General features: G+C 72.2%; 25 protein-coding genes. 21 read left to right on the top strand and 4 right to left on the bottom strand.

Annotation, left to right across the window (positions count from 1 at the left end; all coding sequences use genetic code 11):
- Positions 1 to 1,025: 1,025 nt before the first annotated feature.
- From AB0G17_RS36545 to AB0G17_RS36535, 3 genes are all read right to left on the bottom strand, one after another.
- Positions 1,026 to 2,381: a DnaB-like helicase N-terminal domain-containing protein gene (locus tag AB0G17_RS36545; RefSeq protein WP_361392351.1), complete on the bottom strand. Its 1,356-nt coding sequence runs from the start codon at positions 2,379 to 2,381 to the stop codon at positions 1,026 to 1,028.
- Positions 2,378 to 3,328, bottom strand: coding sequence for a helix-turn-helix domain-containing protein (locus AB0G17_RS36540; RefSeq protein WP_361392348.1), 951 nt, complete (start codon positions 3,326 to 3,328; stop codon positions 2,378 to 2,380). Before AB0G17_RS36540 ends, AB0G17_RS36545 begins: the two co-directional genes overlap by 4 nt.
- A gap of 257 nt (positions 3,329 to 3,585) precedes the next feature.
- Positions 3,586 to 4,317 (bottom strand): GntR family transcriptional regulator, encoded by a 732-nt coding sequence (locus AB0G17_RS36535; protein ID WP_361392345.1) that lies wholly within the window; start codon positions 4,315 to 4,317, stop codon positions 3,586 to 3,588.
- A gap of 221 nt (positions 4,318 to 4,538) precedes the next feature.
- On the opposite strand from AB0G17_RS36535, the gene AB0G17_RS36530 reads away from it, so the two are divergent.
- From AB0G17_RS36530 to AB0G17_RS36475, 12 genes are all read left to right on the top strand, one after another.
- Positions 4,539 to 4,721 carry a hypothetical protein gene (locus AB0G17_RS36530; protein ID WP_361392342.1) on the top strand — a complete coding sequence of 61 codons (183 nt, stop codon included), beginning with the start codon at positions 4,539 to 4,541 and terminating at the stop codon, positions 4,719 to 4,721.
- The gene (locus AB0G17_RS36525; protein ID WP_361392339.1) at positions 4,718 to 5,089 is read left to right on the top strand and encodes a hypothetical protein; all 372 of its coding nucleotides are present in this window, start codon (positions 4,718 to 4,720) and stop codon (positions 5,087 to 5,089) included. The genes AB0G17_RS36530 and AB0G17_RS36525 overlap by 4 nt, the downstream gene beginning before the upstream one ends.
- Positions 5,086 to 5,268 (top strand): hypothetical protein, encoded by a 183-nt coding sequence (locus tag AB0G17_RS36520; protein WP_361392336.1) that lies wholly within the window; start codon positions 5,086 to 5,088, stop codon positions 5,266 to 5,268. The genes AB0G17_RS36525 and AB0G17_RS36520 overlap by 4 nt, the downstream gene beginning before the upstream one ends.
- Positions 5,265 to 5,477: a hypothetical protein gene (locus AB0G17_RS36515; RefSeq protein WP_361392333.1), complete on the top strand. Its 213-nt coding sequence runs from the start codon at positions 5,265 to 5,267 to the stop codon at positions 5,475 to 5,477. Before AB0G17_RS36520 ends, AB0G17_RS36515 begins: the two co-directional genes overlap by 4 nt.
- Before the next feature lie 5 nt (positions 5,478 to 5,482).
- Positions 5,483 to 5,686, top strand: coding sequence for a hypothetical protein (locus AB0G17_RS36510; protein WP_361392329.1), 204 nt, complete (start codon positions 5,483 to 5,485; stop codon positions 5,684 to 5,686).
- 309 nt (positions 5,687 to 5,995) lie between these two features.
- Positions 5,996 to 6,250, top strand: a complete 255-nt coding sequence (locus AB0G17_RS36505) for a hypothetical protein (protein ID WP_361392327.1) — start codon at positions 5,996 to 5,998, stop codon at positions 6,248 to 6,250.
- A 3-nt stretch (positions 6,251 to 6,253) separates the two neighbouring features.
- Entirely contained in the window at positions 6,254 to 6,541 is a 288-nt protein-coding gene (locus AB0G17_RS36500) for a hypothetical protein (protein WP_361392324.1), read from the top strand.
- A complete protein-coding gene (locus AB0G17_RS36495; protein ID WP_361392321.1) occupies positions 6,538 to 7,227 on the top strand; it encodes a hypothetical protein in 690 nt (229 codons plus the stop codon). Before AB0G17_RS36500 ends, AB0G17_RS36495 begins: the two co-directional genes overlap by 4 nt.
- Positions 7,227 to 9,350 carry an FtsK/SpoIIIE domain-containing protein gene (locus AB0G17_RS36490; protein ID WP_361392318.1) on the top strand — a complete coding sequence of 708 codons (2,124 nt, stop codon included), beginning with the start codon at positions 7,227 to 7,229 and terminating at the stop codon, positions 9,348 to 9,350. Before AB0G17_RS36495 ends, AB0G17_RS36490 begins: the two co-directional genes overlap by 1 nt.
- Positions 9,351 to 9,525: 175 nt before the next feature.
- A complete protein-coding gene (locus tag AB0G17_RS36485; protein WP_361392315.1) occupies positions 9,526 to 10,005 on the top strand; it encodes a hypothetical protein in 480 nt (159 codons plus the stop codon).
- A 230-nt stretch (positions 10,006 to 10,235) separates the two neighbouring features.
- Positions 10,236 to 11,966, top strand: a complete 1,731-nt coding sequence (locus tag AB0G17_RS36480) for a DUF2637 domain-containing protein (protein WP_361392312.1) — start codon at positions 10,236 to 10,238, stop codon at positions 11,964 to 11,966.
- Between the two features lie 22 nt (positions 11,967 to 11,988).
- Positions 11,989 to 12,375 (top strand): hypothetical protein, encoded by a 387-nt coding sequence (locus AB0G17_RS36475; protein WP_361392309.1) that lies wholly within the window; start codon positions 11,989 to 11,991, stop codon positions 12,373 to 12,375.
- 203 nt (positions 12,376 to 12,578) lie between these two features.
- On the opposite strand, the gene AB0G17_RS36470 is transcribed toward AB0G17_RS36475, so the two are convergent.
- Positions 12,579 to 13,139 (bottom strand): helix-turn-helix domain-containing protein, encoded by a 561-nt coding sequence (locus tag AB0G17_RS36470; RefSeq protein ID WP_361392306.1) that lies wholly within the window; start codon positions 13,137 to 13,139, stop codon positions 12,579 to 12,581.
- 320 nt (positions 13,140 to 13,459) lie between these two features.
- On the opposite strand from AB0G17_RS36470, the gene AB0G17_RS36465 reads away from it, so the two are divergent.
- The 9 genes from AB0G17_RS36465 (at position 13,460) to AB0G17_RS36425 (ending at position 20,896) form a co-directional block, all read left to right on the top strand.
- Positions 13,460 to 13,636 carry a hypothetical protein gene (locus tag AB0G17_RS36465; protein ID WP_361392303.1) on the top strand — a complete coding sequence of 59 codons (177 nt, stop codon included), beginning with the start codon at positions 13,460 to 13,462 and terminating at the stop codon, positions 13,634 to 13,636.
- A 527-nt stretch (positions 13,637 to 14,163) separates the two neighbouring features.
- On the top strand, positions 14,164 to 14,961 hold the full coding sequence (locus tag AB0G17_RS36460) for a hypothetical protein (protein WP_361392300.1): 798 nt from the start codon (positions 14,164 to 14,166) through the stop codon (positions 14,959 to 14,961).
- Between the two features lie 4 nt (positions 14,962 to 14,965).
- Positions 14,966 to 15,472, top strand: a complete 507-nt coding sequence (locus AB0G17_RS36455; protein ID WP_361392298.1) for a hypothetical protein — start codon at positions 14,966 to 14,968, stop codon at positions 15,470 to 15,472.
- 18 nt (positions 15,473 to 15,490) lie between these two features.
- Positions 15,491 to 17,578, top strand: a complete 2,088-nt coding sequence (locus tag AB0G17_RS36450; protein WP_361392295.1) for a hypothetical protein — start codon at positions 15,491 to 15,493, stop codon at positions 17,576 to 17,578.
- 174 nt (positions 17,579 to 17,752) lie between these two features.
- The gene (locus tag AB0G17_RS36445; protein WP_361392292.1) at positions 17,753 to 18,058 is read left to right on the top strand and encodes a hypothetical protein; all 306 of its coding nucleotides are present in this window, start codon (positions 17,753 to 17,755) and stop codon (positions 18,056 to 18,058) included.
- A gap of 67 nt (positions 18,059 to 18,125) precedes the next feature.
- Positions 18,126 to 19,235, top strand: coding sequence for a hypothetical protein (locus AB0G17_RS36440; protein ID WP_361392289.1), 1,110 nt, complete (start codon positions 18,126 to 18,128; stop codon positions 19,233 to 19,235).
- Between the two features lie 287 nt (positions 19,236 to 19,522).
- Entirely contained in the window at positions 19,523 to 20,383 is an 861-nt protein-coding gene (locus AB0G17_RS36435) for a hypothetical protein (protein WP_361392286.1), read from the top strand.
- Complete coding sequence (locus AB0G17_RS36430; RefSeq protein WP_361392283.1) at positions 20,380 to 20,691, top strand: hypothetical protein; 312 nt, start codon at positions 20,380 to 20,382, stop codon at positions 20,689 to 20,691. Before AB0G17_RS36435 ends, AB0G17_RS36430 begins: the two co-directional genes overlap by 4 nt.
- A 19-nt stretch (positions 20,692 to 20,710) precedes the next feature.
- Entirely contained in the window at positions 20,711 to 20,896 is a 186-nt protein-coding gene (locus tag AB0G17_RS36425; protein WP_361392280.1) for a hypothetical protein, read from the top strand.
- Positions 20,897 to 21,692: the final 796 nt, after the last annotated feature.

Below are 21,692 nucleotides of genomic sequence, written 5' to 3'. Positions count from 1 at the left end.
ACCGCCGGACCGCGGCCGCGCCCCGCTTCCGGGACTTCGCGGACTTGGCGCCGGACTTGCCGGAGCACTTGCCGGGGACTTGGCGGGCGCTTGCCGGGACTTGTCCGAGGCCGCCTACCGGCAAGCCCTCGGCAAGTGCCCGGCAAGTCCGGCGCCACGCCCCTCGTGCTGCCCTACGGCGCCGAACCGTCGCCCGGGGCCGGGACCGCCCAGCCTGCCCGGCGCAGTGCGTCTGACGGCCGCTCGCGGCCTCCAGGGGGCGCGGAGGCCCCGCCGACGCGCACCCCGGGATGCCGCCCGGTCGATCCCCCGAGGCGCCGCCACCGCCCACCCCTTCCCTTCCTTTTCCTGACTGGGTGGGGCGTGACGGTGCTGAGGGGGATATCAGACCTCCCTCCACCTCAAAACCCGGCCCTGAGCAGCGCGTTCCCGAGGCACCGGGCTGGGGAGGCGTACCAGTTGTTGGACCACTTGTTGGACCAGTTGCTGCACCAGTTGTTGGACCAGATATGGGGCGCCCCGGCCCGGTCGGCGCGGCCGCCCCGGCCATCACGGCGCTGAGCTCAGCCGCGGGCCGGCCACCACCACGGCCTGGACGCCGCCGTCCCCAACTCCCGCCCCCGCCCACCCGGCTGGAGGGGGCGTTGGAGGAGGCCCACCGCCGCCCGCCACGCGTCCGCCAGCGGTCCGCCGGGAGCCCGCCAGCGCCCGCCGGGCCGGGTGAGCCCCGGCGGGCTTCCGGCGGGCGCGTGGCGGGCCTGTTTCGTGTGCACGGGTGTGCCCGTGCACGTGTGCACGCATTACGCGCGAGGCACCGCGCCAGGACCCGTTACCGCAGGTGGGACCGACCGACGGCTTTCCGGGGGTCGGTCACGCTGGTTCCTCCGAACGCAGGCCCGGTGACGGTCCATCACCGGCATCCGACCCCCAGAGGCGCCATACGCCCCTATGAGCGCCGATCTCCACCCCGGACAACCAGAGAGACCCGGGCGGCATGAAGGAGCGGGAGAGGGGCGCTCAGGGGCTCAGGATGCGTCTGCCTGCTCGGGGTCGGGCTCGCTGGCCGGTGCGGGGATGTCGATCCCGAGCGTGGCGACTTGCTCGTCGGTGAGGGTGAGGGCCGGGATGGGGGCGTTGCCCGTGTAGTCGATGGCCTGCCAGGGCCAGGTGACGCCCTGGCAGAACTGTTCGGGCCAGGCGCGTTCGCTGCGGGAGCCGCGCCAGGGCACCCAGTCCATGAGCCTGAGTTCGGCTGCTCCCATTTCGGTGGCGGGGGAGAGACCGAATCCGAATTCGGGCCAGCGCAGCCACAGGGAACTGCCGATCGGCCGGAGATCGCGGCGTTTTGCCCCGGGGACGGCATGCGGGGAATGCGCCTCGATCAGCATGGCCGCGCCGTTGGACGCGACGCGCAGCATTTCCAGCGCGGACATCAACGTCCGTGCGGTTTCCTCTTCGTTCGGGTTTCCGAGCGCGAGTTTGTACAGCGGACCGATGGTGATGAGGTCCGGGCGGGCCTGCTCGACACGGCGGGCCAGCCACGAGCGGTCGGCGGGGTTGGTCAGATCCAGCCCGCCGGGCCGGAATTCGAGAGTCAGGGCTTCGCTGGAGGGGCGGGCGCCTTCCTGCCGGGCGGCGGCCGCCATGCTGCGAATCCAGGGCCGGGCCTGATCCTCGCTGTTCTCGACGTCCACGAGCATCACGCGTACCGGGCGGATTTTCGCGTTCTTGAACGGGTGGAGGCCGGACAGGGCGCGCATGGCCATCTGCCGCAGCCACAGGGATTTCCCGCCGCCTTCGCCGCCGGTGACCATCAGCCGGTCCCAGCGGGCCAGCACGCCGGGGATCACCCACTCGGGGACGTCGTCGGCCTGGTCCAGGAACTCGTCCAGGTGCAGCAGCGGTTCGTCCCGCACCGCCAGGCCCCGGTCCCGGGCCGCCTGCATATCCGCCACCGCGCGTTCCGCGATCTCCTGCGGGTCGCCGCTGGCGTTGTAGCCGGACTGCACCGCGCGGGTGCCGGCCTCGATGACGCCGCGCAGCAGCGCGTGCCCGCGCAACTGGGTGGCGTACCAGCTGGCGTTCGCGGCCGTGGGCACCGCCTGGACCAGGGTGTGCAGGTAGGCCGCGCCGCCGATACGGGCCAGGTGCCCGGCCCGGTTCAGCTCCGCACCGACCGTGATCGGGTCGCACGGCTCGCCGCGCACCGCCATCGAGCACACGGTGTCGAACACGATGCCGTGCGCGGGCAGGTAGAAATCCGCGGCCGTCAGGATCTCAACGACCTGGACGATGGCTTCGGCCGAGAGCAGCATCGAGCCGAGGACCGCCTGCTCCGCCTCCAGGTCCTGCGGGAGCGCGCGGGTCACGTCATCGCTCATAGCCCCGACATCCTCCCCGCCAGCCGAGCCCGCAGCGCTGCGACCTGTTCGGGCGTCGCGGGAGGCCGGTCGCCGTAGACCGCGCTCGCACCCGACTGCGCCGGGATCGATGCCTGGCGTTGTCGGTAGACGTGGCAGTGGCGCGCCAGGTCCAGCCAGCCCTTCGCGGGCATCTCTGCCGCGCGGGCCGCCAGCCACTCCACCGACTCGCCCCTGGCGAGCTGCTCGGCTGCGTCCGTCCGCAGACGCTTGCGCAGCCGCGACACGAGCCGCTGACCGGCGGCCGCCTCGTACGCGGCAACGACCACATCAGCCGCCGCCGTTTCGGGCGGAGCCGTCTCTCTCTCTCGCTTGTGGGACGGCTGTGACGACGGTGCCGCGAACGCGCCAGCGGGGACAGAGAAGAGAGAGTTCAAATCCTTACAACTATTGGTGCTCGATTTGAACACCCGTGAGAGATCGATTTGAACACCCGTGACGGGTGTTTCTTTCGACGGGTGCTCGATTTGAACACCCGCTGACCTGGGCTTTTTCTGCGGGTGCTCAGATCGAGCACCCGTGGCGCGGGCGGGCTTCTGCGGGTGCTCGATCTGAGCACCCGTGGCTTCAACCCGGCAGATGTCATCCACGCTGTGTCCTCCGGGGCAGCCCGGTTCGTGGCCGCCAGCCAGGTCATAGACAGGGGGGCGGCGGTCCGCCCGCAGGTGGCTCACGAGCTTCGGGTCACCCGGCACCAGGGCCCCGCCGGCCTTGAGGCGGCGCAGGTGCTTCAACACCGTGGACTCGCCCATCAGGCACTCACCCGCCAGCGTGTCCGCCGAGGCGTAGCAGCCGCGCATATCGCCGTTGGTGTGGTTCGCTACCCGCAGCAGAACCACCAGCTCGCCGGTGTTCTGGCACTGCTTGATGCCGACCTTGTCCACCCACGTCTGCGCCTGGTAGCTCACCTAGCCACCCCCGCCAGCCGGGCGCCGCTTGTGCACTTCCGCACACGCCCCTGGTCCTGTGGTGCAGTGCTAGCGATTCGTCGTACGCTCAAGGAGCGCACCTCCATCCAAAGCTCAGGTGCTTTGGCCGGCACCGGGCTCCACCCCGGACCGACCCTCTCCAGGCCCCGCTTCGGCGGGGCCTGTTGTGTTGTGCGGCCCCCATGCTCGTACACGAGAGGCCCCCAACGCACACAGATGCCACCCGTGGCAAGTCTCTACTTGCTGGTCTGCCACAGGCCGGGCCGGTACACGTCTTCCCATGCGCAGACGGGGCCAGCGGCGCCGTGAAATGCCGTGTAGAGAACCAGGACAGGCGCCGTGATGAGTGCAGGGTCGGGGTAACCGAAGTGGGTCAGCTCGGCAACGGTCGCGAAACGGGCGCTACGCCGCTCCGGCGAGCGGTCGAGTGCGTGTCCGGTGCGCCGTTCGTACTCCGCCCACCAACCGCCGTCGTAGCCAGTGGGGCCCTGAGCCATGAGCTCCGGCAGAACCTCTAGGGCTTCGATTCGGAAGACACTGCGTTGTACGACGGTCACCGTGTTGGCGCGGATGGTGACCCGTTCGCGCACAACCACTTCGTCATGCAGCTCGACTTCGAGGAGCTCGGCAATGATCGGGTCGGCGATGCTGCGCCGTGCGGCCCTGTGTTTGGCGTCACCGGTGTCTACTGGGTCACTGCCGCCGCGCTCCATCCGGTCGAGCTTGGCGGAGCCGGTCACAACAACGGCAGGCCGGGCCGCAACAACCGTGCCGATTCCGGGCCGGGCGTACGTGTACCCGTCCGCCTTGAGCAGGCGGAACGCCCGGTTGGCTGTCGTCCGATCAACGTCGTATTCGGCGGCAACGTCCGTCAGCGACGGCATGGTGTCGCCGGGTTGCAAGTGCCCGTCGTCGATCTTCTCTCGGTACTCCTGCGCAATCTGAGCTGCGCTAACGCGCCTGGTCACGGGGTCCCCTCTCCTGTTGTGCCACTAGTGACCACCATAAGGCCACTAGTGGCGAATTTACGCAACCCCCTGTTTCGTTCCCACTAGTGGCGTGCATAATGCCACTAGTGGCGTCTAGTGGGCGCCATGCAAGACGGCCCCGGCCGGTGCTTCACCACCGGTCGGGGCCTGAGATCCACCTCCTCTGACCATGACTAGGCAGTGCAGGGAGGCGATCCTGCATGGATCGTATCGATCACGTGGGTCCGGCGGCTGCGGCCGATCCGGCCTTGGAGCTGGTGCTCGCGACGCGGCAGAGCGCGTACCTCCAGATCCGCGCCTCGATGGCGCAGCACCTCGGGACGACCGAGTTCACGGTTCTGTACTTCACGTTCGAGCGGGACGAGCTCGGGGGTGCGCGATGAACGCCGTGACGAGCTCGCCGGAGTACCGGCAGGGGCAGTTGGCGGAGCAGCGCCACCAGACTGGGGACAGCGTCCTGGACGCGGTGACGCGGGATGCGTTGGGCCACGGTGTGGTCTACGCGCCGGGTGCCTACGTCTACGACCTGGCCGCCGCGTTCCCCGCCGCGTCCGCCGGCCTGGGTGGGCCGTGGCCGAGCGAGGGTCTGGTGGAGGCGTCGGGCCGTACGTACCTGACCGAGCCCGCCACGGCGGTCCAGGTGCAGGCGCGGCTCCTGGCGGTGCTCGCCGGGCCGGGCCTCGCGGGCCGCGAGGTCACCGTTGTGCGCTGCACCCTCACCCCGGCTTCGGGGATCGGGGGTGCGGTGTGAGCGCGGTGGATGAGGCGCGGGCGCAGGCGCAGGCCGCCGCGCAGACGGAGGCGGCGCGCATCGAGGCCGCGATGCAGATGGCGGCGGCGCGGGCGGCGGCGCACGAGGCGCTGGTGTCGGCGAACGAGGCGGCGGCCGCGCTGGCCGCGACGTGGCAGCGGGCGGGGGTGGCCCGGTGAGGGACATCGAGGCCGAGGCGCGTACGGCGGACGGGTTCCTCACCGACCAGCTGATGCGGTGCCTGGACGACCTGGCGGAGACGGTCGGCGCGGACGACACGTTCGTGGCGGTCGTACAGGAGGGGCTGATGTCCGACACGTGCGGCTGCCACACCTACCCGCCGCCCGGACACACCTACCCCGCTCCGACGACCGGCGAGGGGGAGTGATCGCGGTGTTCGGACGCAAGCGGCGTGCCGACCGGCGGCGCACTCAGCAGTTGATCGAGGACGTGATCGGGATGATCGGCCCGGTCGGGGACGGGGCCGACGAGCCTCCGGCCTTCGAGACGGTCGTGTTCATGGGGCTGGTAGAGGCGGACGACGCCGACGAGTACCCGCCGCGCGGGCACGGCTACCCGAAGGGCGGCGGCCGGTGAGCCCCCGCCGGGTGCCCCCGCGCGCCCCGAGGAACACGGCAGAGGTGCCGGTGACCGGACAGCTCGGCATGTTCGGGTCCGAGGAGCCGTGGGCACCGACCGCCAACTGCTCGTGCTGGCCGCCGAAACTGCGCGCCTGCCACCACTGCCGGGCGTGTGACGCCTGCCGGGAGTGCGGCCGGTGCGTGGGTGCGGGGTGTGCGTGCTCGTGCGCGGACTGACGGGCCTGTGTCATCCCCAGCCCGACGGCTGGGGGTGGCGCAGGACCGGACAGCCCGGCCCCGCACAACGCACAGGGAGGACACCCTGATGACCCGTATCGACTGGCAGCGGATCGCCACGGACGTCGAGTACTGGGAGAAGGTCGCCGCACCGCGCGCGGAGGAGGGTGCCGCCGACGGTGAGCGCGTGGCGGCCGATCCGGCCTACAGCGACTACACCCGCGCGTGCGCGGGCCGCGCCGCCGAGATCGCCCGGGAGAACGCGGCGGAGTACCGGGCCATCGCCGCCACGCTGCGCGCCGGTGAGATCCCCGACGGCTACCGCTTCGACGACGAGGGCTGACTGATGGCGTACGGGCAGTTCCGTATCGCGCTGGTGGACCGCGCGTTCGCTGCGGCTGAGCGTCTGTCCCGCGTCGCGCGCCTGGCGGTGCGCCTGGCGTCGCGGACCCGGCTGGGGCCGGGCGACGTGTACGCGGCCCTGGCGACCGCGAAGTTCATGGCGGCGCACGAGCTGATCGAGCGGGCCGCCGACCAGGCGGCCGCGTCCGGCGACCCGGACACCGAACTGATCCAGATCCGGACCCCGCTGTGGTTCGGCGCGATGACGATCCACGAGGAGACCGAGGCATGAGCACCCCCTACAACTGGGCTGATGACCCGACGTTCACCACGGCGCCGCCGCGTCCGGTGACCCCGCCCCGCCAGGCGCCCGACCCGGGGCCGGCTCCTCGGCCCTCGCGGCCGGCGCCGCCGCGCGCCTCCCGCGCGGCGAGTGCGGGCACGGCGGCCGGGGCCGCGGCCGGTGCGTTCGTCGGCGGTCTGGGTTCCTCGTTCGTGCCGCCGGTGAACGTCACCGTGAACCGTAACGGCGGCGGCAACGGCGGCGGCGGGCGCGGCGGCGGTCGCGGTGGGGCGGCGGCCGGTGGTGCCGCCGACCGTCACCAGGGCGACCGGATGATCTACGCGATCGAGCGGATCGAGATCCGCTCGGACAAGGACATCCTCGCGCTGGCCAAGGCGATCAACTACTTGGGTCGCGAGCTCCACCTCATCCTCGGGATGAGGGCGGAGGAGGTCCAGGGCGTCCTGTCGACGTACAAGGGCCAGTGGTTCACGTTCGGTGCCTCCAGCCGTATCCGCGCCCGGCTGGTGGCCGCGCACCTGAAGGTCAGCGCGGAGGCGGCGCGGGCGCTGGGGGTCGGCGCGCTGAAGTTCGCGTTCGCCTTTGACCGGCATTTCGTGCGGCCGGAGCGGGAGGCGCGTCAGCGCCGGACCACCAAGACCACCCGTCCGACGTTCACGATCGGGGAGGAGTGATGGCGCCCCGCAGGAAGGCCGCGTCCGCGGCCGCCGCGCCCGTGGCGGGCAGCGAGGTGGTGCCGGTGACGGTCGGCAAGGGCGGGTTCGTCGGGCAGCTGGTCGGCTACACCGTCGGCAAGATCCTGCCGTACACCGCTCCCTGGATCGGCGCGGCGTCGCTGCCGCCGCTGGCCGGGTTCGCCACCAACACCATGTGGGGCGGGGCGCCGTTGTCGGCCGGACTGGCGTCGGCCGGGCTCGCGGTCGGCGGCGCGGCCCTGACCGCCGTGGCGTGGAAGGCCACCCCCGGCGGGAGCGCGTACGCGCGGTTCCGCCGGATCCAGGCGACCACGTCGGTGGCGGCCGGGATGGGCTGGCTGACGTGCGCGACGTCGGCCGGGCCGTTCGGGCATCCGATGGTGGACCTGTGGGCGTTGGCCGGCGGCCTGTTCGCCGCGTCCGCGAACGTGCGCCAGCTGATGCGCAACGGCGCGAGCGGCGACGTCGCAGAGGAGAACGGCGGCGGCCTGGGCGCGCTCGCAGAAGCGATCGGCTGGGAAAAGGTCCAGGTCAAGGGTGCGAAGGGGTCGGGGAAGGGCACGGTGTCGGCGGACGTCCAGGTGACGCCCGGCGGGACGATCGCGGCGGTGCAGGGCACCACCGCGCAGGTCGCGGCCGCGCTTCAAGTGCCGCCGTCCGGGGTGGTCGTCACCCCGGATACGGAGAACGCGGCGCGCGGCACGATCTCGCTCCGGGTGGCCGACCTGCTCAAGGACGGTGTCGAGTTCGCGATGCCGGACGCTCTGGGCATGCTGCCCACCCACCCCATCCCGGTCGGCCTCTACGCCGACGGGGAGGTGTGGTGCCTCGACCCGTTCAGCGCCGCGATCCTCCAGCACGTCCTGGTGATGGGCGTGACCGGCGCGGGCAAGAGCGAGTTCCTGCGCGCCCTGGTCACGCACCTGGCCACCCGCCGGAAGATGACCGTCTTCCTCGTTGACCTGGCCAAGGGGAAGCAGACGGTCGGGCACATCGCGGACGGCATCGACTGGCTGATCCAGGACGCCAAGGAAGCCAAGCGGATGCTGCGCGCGCTCCCGGCCGCCATCAAGGCCCGAGGCGACGTCCTCGCGGCGGAGGGCCTGGACCAGTGGACCCCCGCTTCCCGTCTCAACGCGATGCTGGTGTGGATCGAGGAAGCGGCCGACGTGGCCGATTTCGCGGAGCTGGACGAGATCGCCCGCAAGGCCCGCAGCGTGGGCATCTGGCTGGGCATCAGCCTCCAGCGCGCCACCTGGACCAACGTCTCCACCGACGTGCGGGCCAACCTCCAGGGCTCGGTGTGTTTCGGTGTGGACGACGCGGGCGACGCGGGATTTTGCCTGCCGGACCGCGTGGTCGCCGCGGGCGCCGTTCCGGAGTGGGGCAGCGACCGGCCGGGCTACGCGTTCGCCACCGGCATGGGCATTCCCGAGTCCCGCTGGACGACGGAGGCCCGCTCCGGGCTCACCGACCGGCAGGTTCTCGCGGACCTGGTGGCGGCCGCCGCCCCGTACCGGGACCCGCTGGACGAGACGACCGCGGCCGCGCTGGGGCAGGCGTACGCGCAGCGCGCCCACCGCGGCACCAACAAGACCACGCCCGGCATCGCGTCCCTGGCAGTCCAGGCCGCTCCGGTGCCCGTGGCCGCTCTCACGGCGGCCGCCGATGAACCCGACCCGTCCCGGGAGGACGACGAGATGAGCGAGCTGGACGCCGCCGCCGCGCAGGAGCTCCAGGACGCCTACGACGAGGTGATGGGCGCGATCCCCACCGACCCGGAGCCGGACGCGGACTACGCCTCGCTGCGCCTGGAGGACGACGTGCCCGAGGCCGACCCGGAGGGCGGGATGGAGTTCGAGGCTCCGGCCGACGTCTCCACGGAGAAGGCGCGGCACATCCTCTACAGCGAGCTCGACGGCTGGCTGGCGGCCGGGCGGCTGGAGTTCGAGCCCAACGACCTGATCCCCGCCACGGTGGCCGCTGCCCGCAAAAGGCCGTGGCTCCAGGGCGAGCTCAAAAAGCTGACCGAACTCGGGGTGCTGCGGCGGGACGGGCACGGCGAGTACACGATCCTCGCCTCCCCGCTCCAGCCCGCCTAGCCGTCACGGAATGTGACGGTATGACAGTCACGGGCGGCGCTGACATTCGACAGTCAGGGCCGCCCGGGGCCTATAGAGAAGTCACCGAACAGCGCCGCTGACAGGCCCTGACTGTCAGAAAACCCCGCACTGGCACCCCCGTCTGACACTTACTCACCGTGATGGAGAGGCACCGATGAACACCCAGCCCGACCCCGGCGCCGCCGCCCAGGCCGCCGCCCTCATCGCGGCCGTGGAAGCCGCTTACCAGCCCCCCGCCGCCGTGCCGACGTCGTACCGCGACGACACCCCCGTGCCCGTGGTCGGCAGCGCGCTGCCGGTCCCCCAGCCCGGCCGCCCGCCCATGTCCCAGCGCGCCACCGACGCGAGCGCGTTGATGCTCACGGCCAGCGTCGCGTCCGTGCCGATCGGCGGGACGGCCGCCGCGCTGCTGTGGGTGGTGGGCCACATCGACCCGGTGGCCGTGGCCGTGGTCGCCGCCGCGCCCGTCCCCGCCCTGCTCACCCTGGCCCGTGTCCTCAGCCGTACCCGGGAGGTAGTGGAGGCGGCCCCGGACACGCACCACCACCACTACACGGCGCCCGTCCGCCAGGAGCACCACCACACCACCGCGACCGCGCGGGGCGTCATCGCCCGCGCCTCCACCCGCACGTGACGCGGGGCCAGGAGCGCGAACTCCTGGCCCCGCCGGCCATGACCGCGCAGCGGTCCCGACCTACGACACGGAGGAATCCCGTGACGCAGCTTGAAACGTACCCGCCCCCACGCTCCGCTCCCGCGCTCAACGGACACCGCCGCGCCCCGTCGGCGCCGGGCGCACCGGCTTCCGTGCCGGATGTGCGGGTCGGTGCTCCGGGCACCCCCGGGACAGGAGAGGATGCCGGGATGAACCAGACGCTGACGGGTAACCAGCACCCGGCCACCCAGGGGGCCAAGGCCGGGGCCGCTCCGGAGACGAACGGGGCCGCTCCGGTGGCCACCCCGGCCGCTCCGGGTAGTCCCGAAGCGATTCCGCCCAGCCCCCGCAAGGGCGAGGCGGGGGCGGCCACGGCGGCTGGCTCTGCCGTGTCCAGGGCCGGGGCCGGTGGCCATCTGGCCCCGGCCGCCGTGGCCGCCCCTGAGCCGCCCGCAGAGACGCGTGAGGCGCGCTGGATCGGCCGGGCGCTGCTGGCCGTGGCGCTGGTCTGCATGCCCACCGTCGGCGCGATCGGGTTCGCCGCCTCCTACGCCACGCTGCGCCAGTTCGCCCGCGACGTCGGGTTCGGCGGCCTGGCCCCCTGGTTCCCGATCGGCATCGACGCGAGCATCGTCGGCCTGCTCGCCCTCGACCTGGTGATGGTCCGCGCGCGCCGTCCCATGCCGCTGCTGCGGTTCGCCGCCCATGCCATGACCGTGGTCACCGTCGTGTTCAACGCCTCGGACGGCCTGACCCCGGGCGACGACCAGAGCGTGTGGCAGGCCCTGGCCGACAAACCGCTGCACGCCGCGTCGCACGGGGTGATGCCGATCCTGTTCGTCCTCGGGGTGGAGGCGCTGCGGCACCTGCTCAAGAAGGCCGGCGCACTCAACACGGCCGACCGCATCCCGCTGCACCGCTGGACGCTGGCGCCCGTCAGCACCGGCCGCTTGTACCGCAGGATGCGTCTGGCCGGGGTGCGCTCCTACGCGCAGATGATCGAGCGGGAGCAGGCCCTGGAGGGCTACACGGTCTGGCTCAAGCAGCAGCACGGCGGGAGCCTCAAGGCGGCGAGCGAGATCGAGTTGCTGCCGTTGACGATGGCGCCGCGCGGGTTCAGTGTCGAGCAGGCGCTGGCGCTGCCGGAGCAGTGGGAGCGGGAGGCGGCGGAGCGCGAGGAGCAGAAGCGGGCGCGCCAGCGTCTGGAGGCGGAGCGCCAGCGCCAGGCCGCCCGCCGCGAGGCGGAGCAGGACAAGGAAGCCCGGATCGCGGCCATCGAGGATGCCGCGGACATCGAGGCCGCGCAGCACGGCGCTACCGCCCGCACGGCGACCGCGCAGTCCGAGGCGGCCACGGCCGCGCGCCTGGCGGAGCAGCGCCGCTTCCAGGCGGAGCGCGCCGCCACAGCGGAAGAAGAGGCGCTGCTGTCGGCGGAGGCCGCCGCCGCCCTGCGCCGGGCGGAGACGGACCAGGCCGCCGCCGCCGACGAGAAGTTGCGTACGGCGCGGAAACTGGCGGAGGCGGAGCGCCTGGAGGCGGAGACGCAGGAACTCGCCCGCCGGGCGGCGGAGGACCGGTTGCGGACACTGGAGGCGGAGACGCGGGCAGCGCAGCGGGAGGACGACGTGGCGCGGGCGCGTGCCCGCGCCGCCGCGCTCGAAGCCGCCGCGGAGGCCGCTGACGACTACGCCCGGCTCACCCCGCGCCAGCGCAACGCCCGCCGCGTCGCCCGCATGCTGCTCGCCGCGCACCCCGCCGACGTCGCTCCCGCCGACATCGACCCGGAGCGCGTCCCGCTCGCCGAGATCCAAGAGCGGTTGACGGTCGCGCGTACAACCGCCGGGGAGATCCGCCAGGAGGCACGCCAGCTCATCACCGACGGCTACACCATCGACCTGGCCACGCACGAGATGGCGGTCGAGCACGGCGCCGCCCGATAGCGTGCTCTTCGAGGAGGCCAACATGATGGATCGCCTGCCGCACGACCCCTATATGGACCTCGTCCACGCGCACTTTGCGGACCTGGGCATGGCCCCCACTGGTTTTCGCACCAGCGACGATGACGACGCATTGGATGCCGTTTTCCAGTTCCCCGACCACGCTGTGTGCGAGGACGAATGGCCCGATGGCGTCTACCTGAGCTGGAACAGCAGCGACGGGTGGGCACTCACGGACCGTGGCAGCAGCCGGACCGCATACCCGCTGGGCATCGACCCGTACAGCGCCCCGGATGTCGTGGCAGCCGTCACTCGCGCACGCCTCGCAGGGCGGCCTGACCTTGCCGTCACGAGGTCCGAGGACTGGGACCTGCGCGGAGCTATCGTCGACGCAGTCGACGCCTGGGGTTGATGGACTTCGCCACGATGGCGCATGGCAGAAGGGGCGGCACCCCACCAGGGGTGCCGCCCCTTCGCTGTCCCGTCACCTGTACGCGCCGTTCAGGCACGCGCGAGACCGGCCGCGCTCACACGTCCGGTCTCCAAGCTTTCTGCGGATCGTCCTGCGCACGGGTGCCTCTGTCGATCCCTCACATGGGTGACAGGCACGGCGGGTCATCGGCGGCGCCCGCCCCACCAGCGCCGCCGCGGTTCCTCGCTGCCGGTGTCTGCGGGTACCGCCGGGCCTGGCCGTCCCTGCTCCGGCACCACCGCGCCGCTGGTAGCCAGGCCCGTGCGTTCGGGGGCGGGCGTCAACGCGGCCAGCGCCCGCTGCAAGTCCTGGATGCGTTCGGCCCGGTCCTCCAGTTGCACGCGCAGGTGCTCGGCTTCCTTCTGCGCGAGCTGCCGTTCGAAGTCGGCCCGGGCCAGGGCCAGGTCGTGCTCGTGCCGCACGCGCTCCAGCTCGGCCCGCAGCGCCGCGACGTCGTCGCCCTGGTGCTGGCCGCCGTGCCCGACCACCCCGGCCGGGCTCGCGTCGGGGTCGGGGCCGGCGGGGGCGTTCAGCCGGAACCCGGCCGCCAGTAGATCCTCCACCGGGATCAGCCACCCGCGCTGCGGGTCCTGGACCGCGTTGGGCAGCGCGCCTTCCTCGCGGCGGCGGCGGATGGTGGTGCGGCTGACGCCACACGCGGCGGCGGCCTCCCGCTGGTTCAGCATCGGGCGAGTGGTGCTCATAACCCCGTATCCTCCCCCGCCCGCACCACCGCGCACAGCCCCGACCCGCGTTGGCGCTGGTACGCGCTGACCTGCCGTGGAGGGGCCTACAGGTGGGCCCGGCCGACCCATGGTGGGGGTCCTGGAGGGGCTTCTGGAGGGGCCGGGCAATCGACGTGCCAGCTCGGCTCGGAGCGGGCTTGCGGGGCTTGCCCCCGCCTGAGTCACCCTGCGGCGTCCTGTCCGGCGCTCTGCCCGGGACACAAGGGCTGAACACCTGCTCTGTATCCATCACACCGGCACGCGGCTCTTTCGCGTGCCCCGATCCCCTGGGGGGACCCATGTCCGTTACCGCCCTGCTCGTTGTGTCGTACGTCGTGCTGCTCGCGGCCGCCCTCGGTATCGGCTACGCCGTCCACCGGCGCCCGGCCCTGACCCAGCCGGTCACTGTCGCCCTCTCCACCGCCGTCGCCCTGAACGGGATAGTGATCGCCATCGTCAAGACGATGACGATGTGACCCGCCGTGCGGCTGGGCAAGCCTGGAGCGGCCAGGCTTGCCCACCCCGGGGCGCGCCGCTCCGGGGGTTGCACCCACAGGTGTCTGCACCGTTGGCTGCACAGGCGCACCCAGGGGTGCACCGGGGGTGTTGCCGAAGGTGTGAACCCCCCTTCCGCGTTCATGAGCGTTTCCCCTGGTCAACTCCAGTGGGCAAGCCGTTTCCGCAGGCTGACACCTCCTTGTCCGCGATAGCCGGACCAAGAGCTAGGCGTGGGCGGGGACCGGGGCGGACGTCGGTCTGCTTGCGCTCATGGCCCCCGACCACAGGCCCGACCACCGCAGGTCACACGCCCGTACAGGGGCCGGTACATGGCGAGTCATGCGTATCTGCGCCCAATGCCCCTGGCCTGGGGCGCGAGTTGGGTGGGGGAACTCCTGTGCCATCACCACGAGTGAGGGCTACATTGCAACTGGTGATCTATTTGCGGTGCCCGACCGCTGGTGCGGCGGGCCCGTGTGCGCCTGGTGGAGGGACATCGCACGGCATGACCGACGGGGAGATAGGCGGCGGCGCGGGCGGTCCGGGCGCGGACCCGTGGCACCAGCCGCTGCCCCCGGAGACGCCCGTACCGGACGGGACACCCCCGCCGGTCCCGGACACGGCCGACCCGCCGGTGAAGGCGGAGACCGGACCGGAGTGGTGGCGGGTACCGCCGCCGCAGGATCCGCCCGCCCCCGAGAACCCACCAGCGCCGGGGGAGGATCCGGCGTTCAAGGACGCCCCCGCCTGGGGCGAGCAGGAGGCCGGCCCCGGCCCGGCTGACGATGACGCGTGGCCGGTGGCGGTGCACGGCAGCGCGGGCCTGGAAGCCGCACACGAGATCGCCGTGACGATCGGGGAAGCGGTCGTCTCCCACCTGCCCAACGTGCCCGCAGCCGCCGAACAGCGGGGCCTGGATCTGCGCTGGCTGCACCTGAAGGTCAACGTCCCGGCCGTCCTGGTGGCGCTGGGGGTGACCTGGGGCGGCAGCAGCTTTTCGGACGCCGTGGCGCACACCGCCGCGACGGACGGCCCGCTGGGCCTGCTCGGCTGGGTACTGCTCCCCGCGCTGGCCATCGGATTCCTGATGGTGGCCCCGATCGGCGGGGTGTTCGGGCGGGTGGTCGTCGACGTCATACGCAACGTGCTCTACGGCGTGGGCGCACTGGTCTCCCGCGCCTGGTCCACCGCCTACACCGGCTATCTGCTGCGCCTGGCCGCCGCCATCGTCGGATGGGCCGTCGTTTTCGCTGTCGTGCGCGTGATCGGGCGCGCCGTAATCCGCTGGCTGACAGGAGTGTGAACCGATGAACACGACAGGTGCGGCGGCCGGAGGTATCGGCGCGGTCGCGCTCGGCCTGGTCGTCCTCTTCTACCAGATCGGCCGATGGCGCGGCGGGGACCCCACACCGCCGATCCATTTCGCGGCGGGGGTGGCGATCGCTGCGCTGCTGCTGCTCGGCGGGGGCGTCCTGGGCACCATGGGCGGCACTACGGCCGCGCTCGGGGACGGGATCGGTCGGTACGCGCTGGAGTCCGCAGCCGGGACCACCGCCGCCGCCGGTAGCGGCACCAAGCCGCCGCTGACCGGCGGGGAGAAAGTGGGCGTGGGCGGGGTGATCGCCGGGCTGTGCCTGCTCGCGCTCTACCTGGGGCTCATCAAGAGCGGCCGTCACGACCTGAAGTCTCCGGTCCTGCGGGGTGCGCTGGTCGGGGTGTGGCTCGGCGCCAGCGCGGGCCTGATCGGCATGGCGCTCGGCCTGATCCAGACCAGCGGGAACACGGTCGGCGACATGCTCGTCCGCAGCATCTGACCACGGGGGAACGAGACCATGGCGACCGGCACCAGCCGGAAAGACGGTGGGACCTTCGGCGCGGGGGTGCGGCATCTGCGGGCGGAGTGGGGCCGCTGGTGGCGGGCGGAAGACTTGACGGACACCCACATCGCGCACCGGGTGCTGAACGACCAGTACCGGCTGTGGCAGCGGATGATGCAGCGTCAGCGGGCGGAGGTCACCCAGAACATCGGCCTGCTCAAGCAGCAGCAGAAGCAGCAGACGTTCATGCAGATGCAGCGGATGCAGATGCAGAAGCGATCCGCCGGCCGCTACGGCGGCGGCTACTACGGCGGCGGGTACGGGGCTTCCCCGATGATCTCCTACCGGATGATGCAGTGGTCCCAGCTCCAGATGCGCATCGGCCAAGAGGAGTTCAAGCATCTCGACGTCACACCGTCGATGCTCCAGATCGGCTACGGCCAGGTCCGTGCCCGCCGCCACCGCACCGCCGCCCTCGTGCTGCCGCTGCTCCTGGCGGCCTGGCTCGGGACGTGGTGGCTGTCCGCGCTCGCGGGACTCACGCTCACCGCCCTGTCGGCCGCCGTGTTCACCGCGATGGCGTGGGCCAAGGGCCGCAACCCTCGTTGGCGGCGCCCACCGGTCCCGAAGCTGCTGTTCGTGCCGAACAGCGTTCCCGCGCATACGGAGCTGGCCGCACCGCCGGAGCCGGAGCCGTTCGCGATCCGGGAGGCCGGGCGCGACCCCCGCCAGGCGCGGGAGGCGGTGCGCCTGGCGCTGGCGAAGGAGCGGGTAGCCGTGGCTGAGGTCCGGGTCCCGCAGGAGACTGCGTACGGGTGGCGGGTCCCGCTGGTTCTCGCCTCCGGTACGGCCGAGCAACTGGTGGGCGTGCTGAAGGCGGTGGCGACGACGCTGCGGGTGGGTACGTCGCGGGTGATGGCGGCGCCCGCCGACCCGGAGGACGCGGCGCTGGTCGATCTGCGGATCCTCACGACGGACCCGTTCGCGCTCCCGCTGCCCTATCCGGAGCGGGCGCCCGGCTCGTGCTCGATCCGCGACCCGTTCAGCCTCGGCCTGTCCATCGAGGGCGAGACGACCCCGGTGGTCCTGGCCGGACAGCACGTGATCATCGTGGCCGATACCGGCGGCGGCAAGACGTCGATGGTGCAGGCGATTGCCGAGTACGTCACGGCCTGCCGGGACGCGGTCGTCGTCGACATCGACCCGATGAAGCGGGGGCTGAAGGCGCTCGCGCCGCTGGCCGTCAAGCGCGCCCGCACCCCCGAGGAGGCCGAAGTGCTTCTGGAGGAACTTCTGGCACGGGCCCGGTGGCGCATCGCCTCGATGCCGCCGACCCAGGACACCTGGCACCCCACCGCCGACGGACCGGCGATCCTGGTGTTCCTGGACGAGTACCCGGAGTTGAGCAAACGCGGTAAGCAGCTCGCCGTTCAGCTGCTGCGGACCGGCCGGGAGGCCTTGGTCACCGTGGTGATCATCAGTCAGGACGCGACGGAGGACGTGCTCGGCGACGCCATCGCGGGCGTGCCCGGTGTGCGCATCATGCTTCCGTGCCGCGCCGCGGACGTCCCCCTGGTGGTGGGCCGTGGGGACGCCGTCTCGCGCGGCTGGCTGCCCCACCTCCTGGTGCCGTCCCCTGACCCCAGCAACCCGGCAGACGCGGGGCGGTTCTACTGCATCACCCCCCGCCACCAACAGCCGGTCCTGCGCTACGTCTCCCCGCTCCCGCCGACCGAGGCCGACCGCCGCACCCAGGAGCGCCTGGCGAAGGGGCTGCCCCAACTCGAAGCGATGACGCCCCTGCCGGCCGCGTCGGCCCCGGCCGGGACCGCACCGGTCGTCCGCCTGCTCCTGGACGCGTTCGCCACACACGGTGACCCCGAGGCACTGACCATCGGGCAGCTCGCGGACCACCTGGCCGCCGCCGACCCGGCCGTGTGGGGGCAGTGGGACGGGAAGCCCAACCGCAATCTGTTGTTCGGCCGTGAGCTCAGGAAGCAGCTGAGGGCGGCCGGGCTCGACATCCCTACCGCCCGGCTGGACACCGACCCGAAGAGGCCGACCGTCTACCGCCTGGCGGATGTGCGAGGAGCCCTGTCGTGATGTGTCCGCCCCGTGGCAGGGTCGTGTCCGGATGCGTCGGTGCAGCGCCTCAGTGCGTCACCGGGGCCCCGCGCGATGTGTCGATGTGTCAGCGCCCCGACACATCCCACGCGTGCGCGACCTGCACTGACGTACCAGACACATCAATTCGATACCCCCGCCCCGGAGGGCCGGATGCCGCCGCAGAACGCAGGACAGCACGCGCGGGTCGCCGCCGATGCGGTGGAGCGACTGGTACGGGATGTGCGCACGGGCCGAGCGGCATGGGCGCACCCGCACACCGTCGGCCAGGGCGTGGACGACCTGGCCCGGATGTGCGACGCGCTGGCCACCGCCGTGCAGCAACTCGCCGCCGCGCTCGGCCAGACGGACCTCCGCCGCCCGCCCGGCCCGCCGCCCGCCGGCCCACTGCTCCTGTCCGGCCAGGCCCTGACCACCGCGGCGGGACAGCTCCGCCAGGCCCGCCGCACCCTGCACTGACCGTCACCACGAAGGGGAACACCACCGTGCGCCCGCACCCCGCCACCCACTGCCGAGTGAGGGCCTGATGCCGCTCACCGATGACCCGTGCAGCATGATCCAGGGCGCGGCCAAGCAGTTCTGCGAGTCCGGCCAGTCCGGCAGCGGGAAGGGCTCGACGTCCCAGATACCCGGCGACGACAACGACCCGCTCACCGCTCTGGCCCGCTCCATGGCCGACGCCGCCGACTGGACGGCCCGCGAGCTGGGCAAGGTGGTCGCCAACCGCAACGCCGTCGACATGACCAACTCCGGCTTCTTGAAGCAGTACGCGGTCGTGTTCGCCGCGTCCACCGTCCTGGTCCTGGTGCTGTGGCTCCTGGCCGTGGCCAAGCGCGCGATCCGCGGGGTGCCGATGACCACCGCCATAGGCGAGGCGGTCGGCCTGCTCTGGATGACCGTCCTGGCCGCCGCGTTCACCCCGCTCATCCTCTACACCGTGATCGGCGCCACCAGCGCCGTCACCGACGCCATGGTCGCCGCGTTCGGCGGCAGCACCCCGGGCGGCCTCTTCGACAGCCTGGGCGCCCGTCTGAAGAGCGGCAACACGCCTGGGGGGCCGCTCATCCTCGCGGCCGTCTCCCTGGCCACCGTGGGGCTGTGTGGCGCCCTGTGGCTGCTCCTGGTGCTGCGCGCGCTCGGCCTGTACGTCGGCGCGCTGCTCGGAGTCGTCGTCTACGCGGGCCTGGTCGACAAGAACCTGTGGGGCCACGTACGCCGGTGGGCCGGATTCATGATCGCGCTGATCCTGGTGGAACCGGTCGTCATCATCGTGCTCGGCATGGCGGCCGCCATGGAGGCCAGCGACAAGAAGGGCGCGGTCGTCTCCGGGCTCGGCGTCACCGTCATCGCCCTCGGAGTGGCCCTCTGGATCATCTGGAAGGCGCCCGGCATCGGAGACTCCGTCAGGGTCGCCCGCGCCACGGCCCGCACCGCAGGCGGCGCGGTGCGCCTGGTGACCGGTCCCGGCTCGGCCACCGCCGGTGTCCGAAGCGGCATCCAGACCCACGGCGGCCGGGGCGGCGACGCCCCGGGCCGCACCGCCAACGGGATACCGCGCCAGGCGAACCCGCTGTCCGGCGGCATCGGCGCCCACTCCCAGCGCAAGCCCAAGCCGCCGAAGAAGAAGGACGGGTAAGGACACCGCCGGGAGACTGTGCACCACGGCCACAGGGCCGCGACCAGGACGGCCAGGCCCCGCTCCCCCTCGGGTGGGCGGGGCCTGGTCATGCGCTCTGACCTGCGACGGCTCCCCGAGACCCGTCCCTCGCGGCAGAGAAGCGACGCCAACGCGCCTCCCGAGTACGCCAGTTGGCCGGGACTCACCCTTGCCCCTCATGTCGGGTCACCCCTACATTCAATGTGTCGGGTTAACCCGACAAGGGGTTGGGTTCCTCCCTGCCCCGCCTCCCAGAAAGGATCACCATGGCTACCGAGAACACGCCCACCGCCGGACTCCCGCAGTACGCCCACCACACCGGCCGCATCACCCTGACCCACACCGACACCGAGCCCGAGACCCGGCTCGGGGGCCGCAACGGGGCCACCACGTGGTGGGCCGACGGGACCACGTCCTATCTGTTGCATTTCCGGTCGGGCCAGGTGCACGGCTGGACCCTGGCGGACGAGACGGACACCGCGATCCAGGCACTCGACTCCCTGCGGGCCGGGGAGGAGATGGACGGTGACCGGCTGTGGGCCGCACTGAGGGACGTACGGCGCCTCCGCACCCGGCTGGAGGCACTGGAGGCCGAACTGGTCCTGTACGCCCGCGAGGAAGGCCCCCAGGGCGGCGCCCGCATGCCCCTGCGGGAGATCGGGGAAGTCACCCAGACCCACCACACCACCGTCGCCGAACGGGTCGATCGGATGCGCGCTGGCCAGCACGCCCCGTGGCGCAACTGGCTCGTCCAGCACACCGACCGGGAGACCCTGTACGGCGGGACCACGGCACCGGACCCGAAGGCGCCGACCTTGCGCGAGCAGATCGCAGAAGCACCCGGCGGCGCCTTCCTGGCCGAAGCCACCCCCACCGACCCCCGCGGCTACGTCATCACGGTCACCAACCACACCCCGGAGCCCGAGCAGATGCTGCGCATCGAACTCCCCGAGTGGGACGACTTCCGCGCGGCATCGGCCGGACACCGGCTGATCGAATACGGGTTCCAGGTCCTCCCGGCCGCGCACTTCGAGCCGGACCGGGCCGCCGGATGGAAGCCGAGGGCGGACGGCCTGACCTACACCGCGCCCGTCTACCGCCTCCCCGAGAAGGGCACCGGCAAGTGATCCGGGACGCCGCGACCTGCGACCGGCGCAACTGCCTGGCGTTCCTGTTCGAACCCGACGACTGCCCCGGTACGTTCGAGGACGTCGTCGCGCGGTCCGGCTGGACGTTCGGGCCCGAGGGCCACACCTGCCCGGCGTGCCAGGCCGGACGCGGCCCGGTCCTGGAACGAGGCGAGTGCGCGCAGTGCGGCGGCCGGGTCGGGGTCCGGCACGGCAAGGAACGCTGCATGGCATGTGGACAGCTGACCCCCGAGAACGGCCCCGAGTGGGACGAGCCGCCCGAGCTGGACGGAGACCCGCTCCCCTGATCCCGGAAGGATGCCCGACGTGGACAGCAATGCAGACGTGTACCGCGAGATGAGCACCGACTACCTGAAGCAGCGGATCAGCAGCTACGGAGCCGTAACCGCTGACCTCTCCGCCCGAGGGTGGGACCCGAAGTTGGCGGACACCGGACACGACGAGATCAACCTCATGATCTCGGAACTCGAACGGCGCGGCGAACTCTCCTGACGCACCACCTCCGGCCCCTGCACTGTCCCCCAGTGCAGGGGCCGACCCGTGTCTCTGCACCTAGGCCTTCGTGAGTGGTCGTCAGGCTGTCGCCCGGGGGCCGGGCTGGATCTCGTGCGCTTATCCCCCGCGCAATCTCCTGCACAACCCCTTGAGCTATCCCCTGACCTCACCTCCCGGCCGCCTCGCGAACGTTGCTGGTCACCACGGGTTTTGGCGTGGTACGGGAGCCAGACATCCCCTCCAGAGCCCCTCGCCCGCCCCAGACAAGAAAAAAGGGGGAGGAATGGGGGCGGGGGCGAGCGGCGCTGGAGGGGATCGGGGCGCCGGCCTTCGGGTTGCGCGTCGGCGGGGGCCTCCGCGCTGCGCCCGCCGTGCGGCGGACCGCGCCGAACTCCCGTATCTGGTACACAACCTGGTACACGATCCGGTACGGCATCTGGTACAGAATCTGGTACACCACGTTTCTGATGAGCGGCGAGGATTCGCAGTTCAGGGCCCGTGGTGGGGCTTGGTGGGAGGTCAGGCATCCCCTTCTGCCCGGATCCCTGCGCCCAAATGATGAAGAGTGGGTGGGGGGCTTGGTCTGCGGGTGCGGCGGGGATGGGCCGTGGGTGTGTCGGGTTGCGCGCCGGGCGGGGCCTTCGCGCTGCGCCCGCTGTTCGCGGGCGTCCGGCGGGTGTGAGCGGTCGTCAGGCGCCCGCAGGGGCGGGGCCCCTGGCCCGGGCGCGGGGCGTTCACAGGGCCGCACAGCCGCTTGGTGGGTCCGGGGACGCGGTGTGGTGGTCACCCGCAC

The organism is Streptomyces sp. NPDC023838 (assembly GCF_040639555.1).
GTDB lineage: Bacteria > Actinomycetota > Actinomycetes > Streptomycetales > Streptomycetaceae > Streptomyces.
The sequence above is the reverse complement of the archived record's forward strand: the minus strand, read 5'-3'. Positions and strand labels throughout refer to the sequence as shown.

Bases quoted from the DNA above. Each gene is read 5' to 3' on its own strand.
- AB0G17_RS36545 (WP_361392351.1), bottom strand. From the start codon at position 2,381: ATGAGCGATGACGTGACCCGCGCGCTCCCGCAGGACCTGGAGGCGGAG.
- AB0G17_RS36530 (WP_361392342.1), top strand. From the start codon at position 4,539: ATGGATCGTATCGATCACGTGGGTCCGGCGGCTGCGGCCGATCCGGCC.
- AB0G17_RS36525 (WP_361392339.1), top strand. From the start codon at position 4,718: ATGAACGCCGTGACGAGCTCGCCGGAGTACCGGCAGGGGCAGTTGGCG.
- AB0G17_RS36505 (WP_361392327.1), top strand. From the start codon at position 5,996: ATGACCCGTATCGACTGGCAGCGGATCGCCACGGACGTCGAGTACTGG.
- AB0G17_RS36500 (WP_361392324.1), top strand. From the start codon at position 6,254: ATGGCGTACGGGCAGTTCCGTATCGCGCTGGTGGACCGCGCGTTCGCT.
- AB0G17_RS36495 (WP_361392321.1), top strand. From the start codon at position 6,538: ATGAGCACCCCCTACAACTGGGCTGATGACCCGACGTTCACCACGGCG.
- AB0G17_RS36490 (WP_361392318.1), top strand. From the start codon at position 7,227: ATGGCGCCCCGCAGGAAGGCCGCGTCCGCGGCCGCCGCGCCCGTGGCG.
- AB0G17_RS36485 (WP_361392315.1), top strand. From the start codon at position 9,526: ATGAACACCCAGCCCGACCCCGGCGCCGCCGCCCAGGCCGCCGCCCTC.
- AB0G17_RS36480 (WP_361392312.1), top strand. From the start codon at position 10,236: ATGAACCAGACGCTGACGGGTAACCAGCACCCGGCCACCCAGGGGGCC.
- AB0G17_RS36475 (WP_361392309.1), top strand. From the start codon at position 11,989: ATGATGGATCGCCTGCCGCACGACCCCTATATGGACCTCGTCCACGCG.
- AB0G17_RS36470 (WP_361392306.1), bottom strand. From the start codon at position 13,139: ATGAGCACCACTCGCCCGATGCTGAACCAGCGGGAGGCCGCCGCCGCG.
- AB0G17_RS36465 (WP_361392303.1), top strand. From the start codon at position 13,460: ATGTCCGTTACCGCCCTGCTCGTTGTGTCGTACGTCGTGCTGCTCGCG.
- AB0G17_RS36460 (WP_361392300.1), top strand. From the start codon at position 14,164: ATGACCGACGGGGAGATAGGCGGCGGCGCGGGCGGTCCGGGCGCGGAC.
- AB0G17_RS36455 (WP_361392298.1), top strand. From the start codon at position 14,966: ATGAACACGACAGGTGCGGCGGCCGGAGGTATCGGCGCGGTCGCGCTC.
- AB0G17_RS36450 (WP_361392295.1), top strand. From the start codon at position 15,491: ATGGCGACCGGCACCAGCCGGAAAGACGGTGGGACCTTCGGCGCGGGG.
- AB0G17_RS36445 (WP_361392292.1), top strand. From the start codon at position 17,753: ATGCCGCCGCAGAACGCAGGACAGCACGCGCGGGTCGCCGCCGATGCG.
- AB0G17_RS36440 (WP_361392289.1), top strand. From the start codon at position 18,126: ATGCCGCTCACCGATGACCCGTGCAGCATGATCCAGGGCGCGGCCAAG.
- AB0G17_RS36435 (WP_361392286.1), top strand. From the start codon at position 19,523: ATGGCTACCGAGAACACGCCCACCGCCGGACTCCCGCAGTACGCCCAC.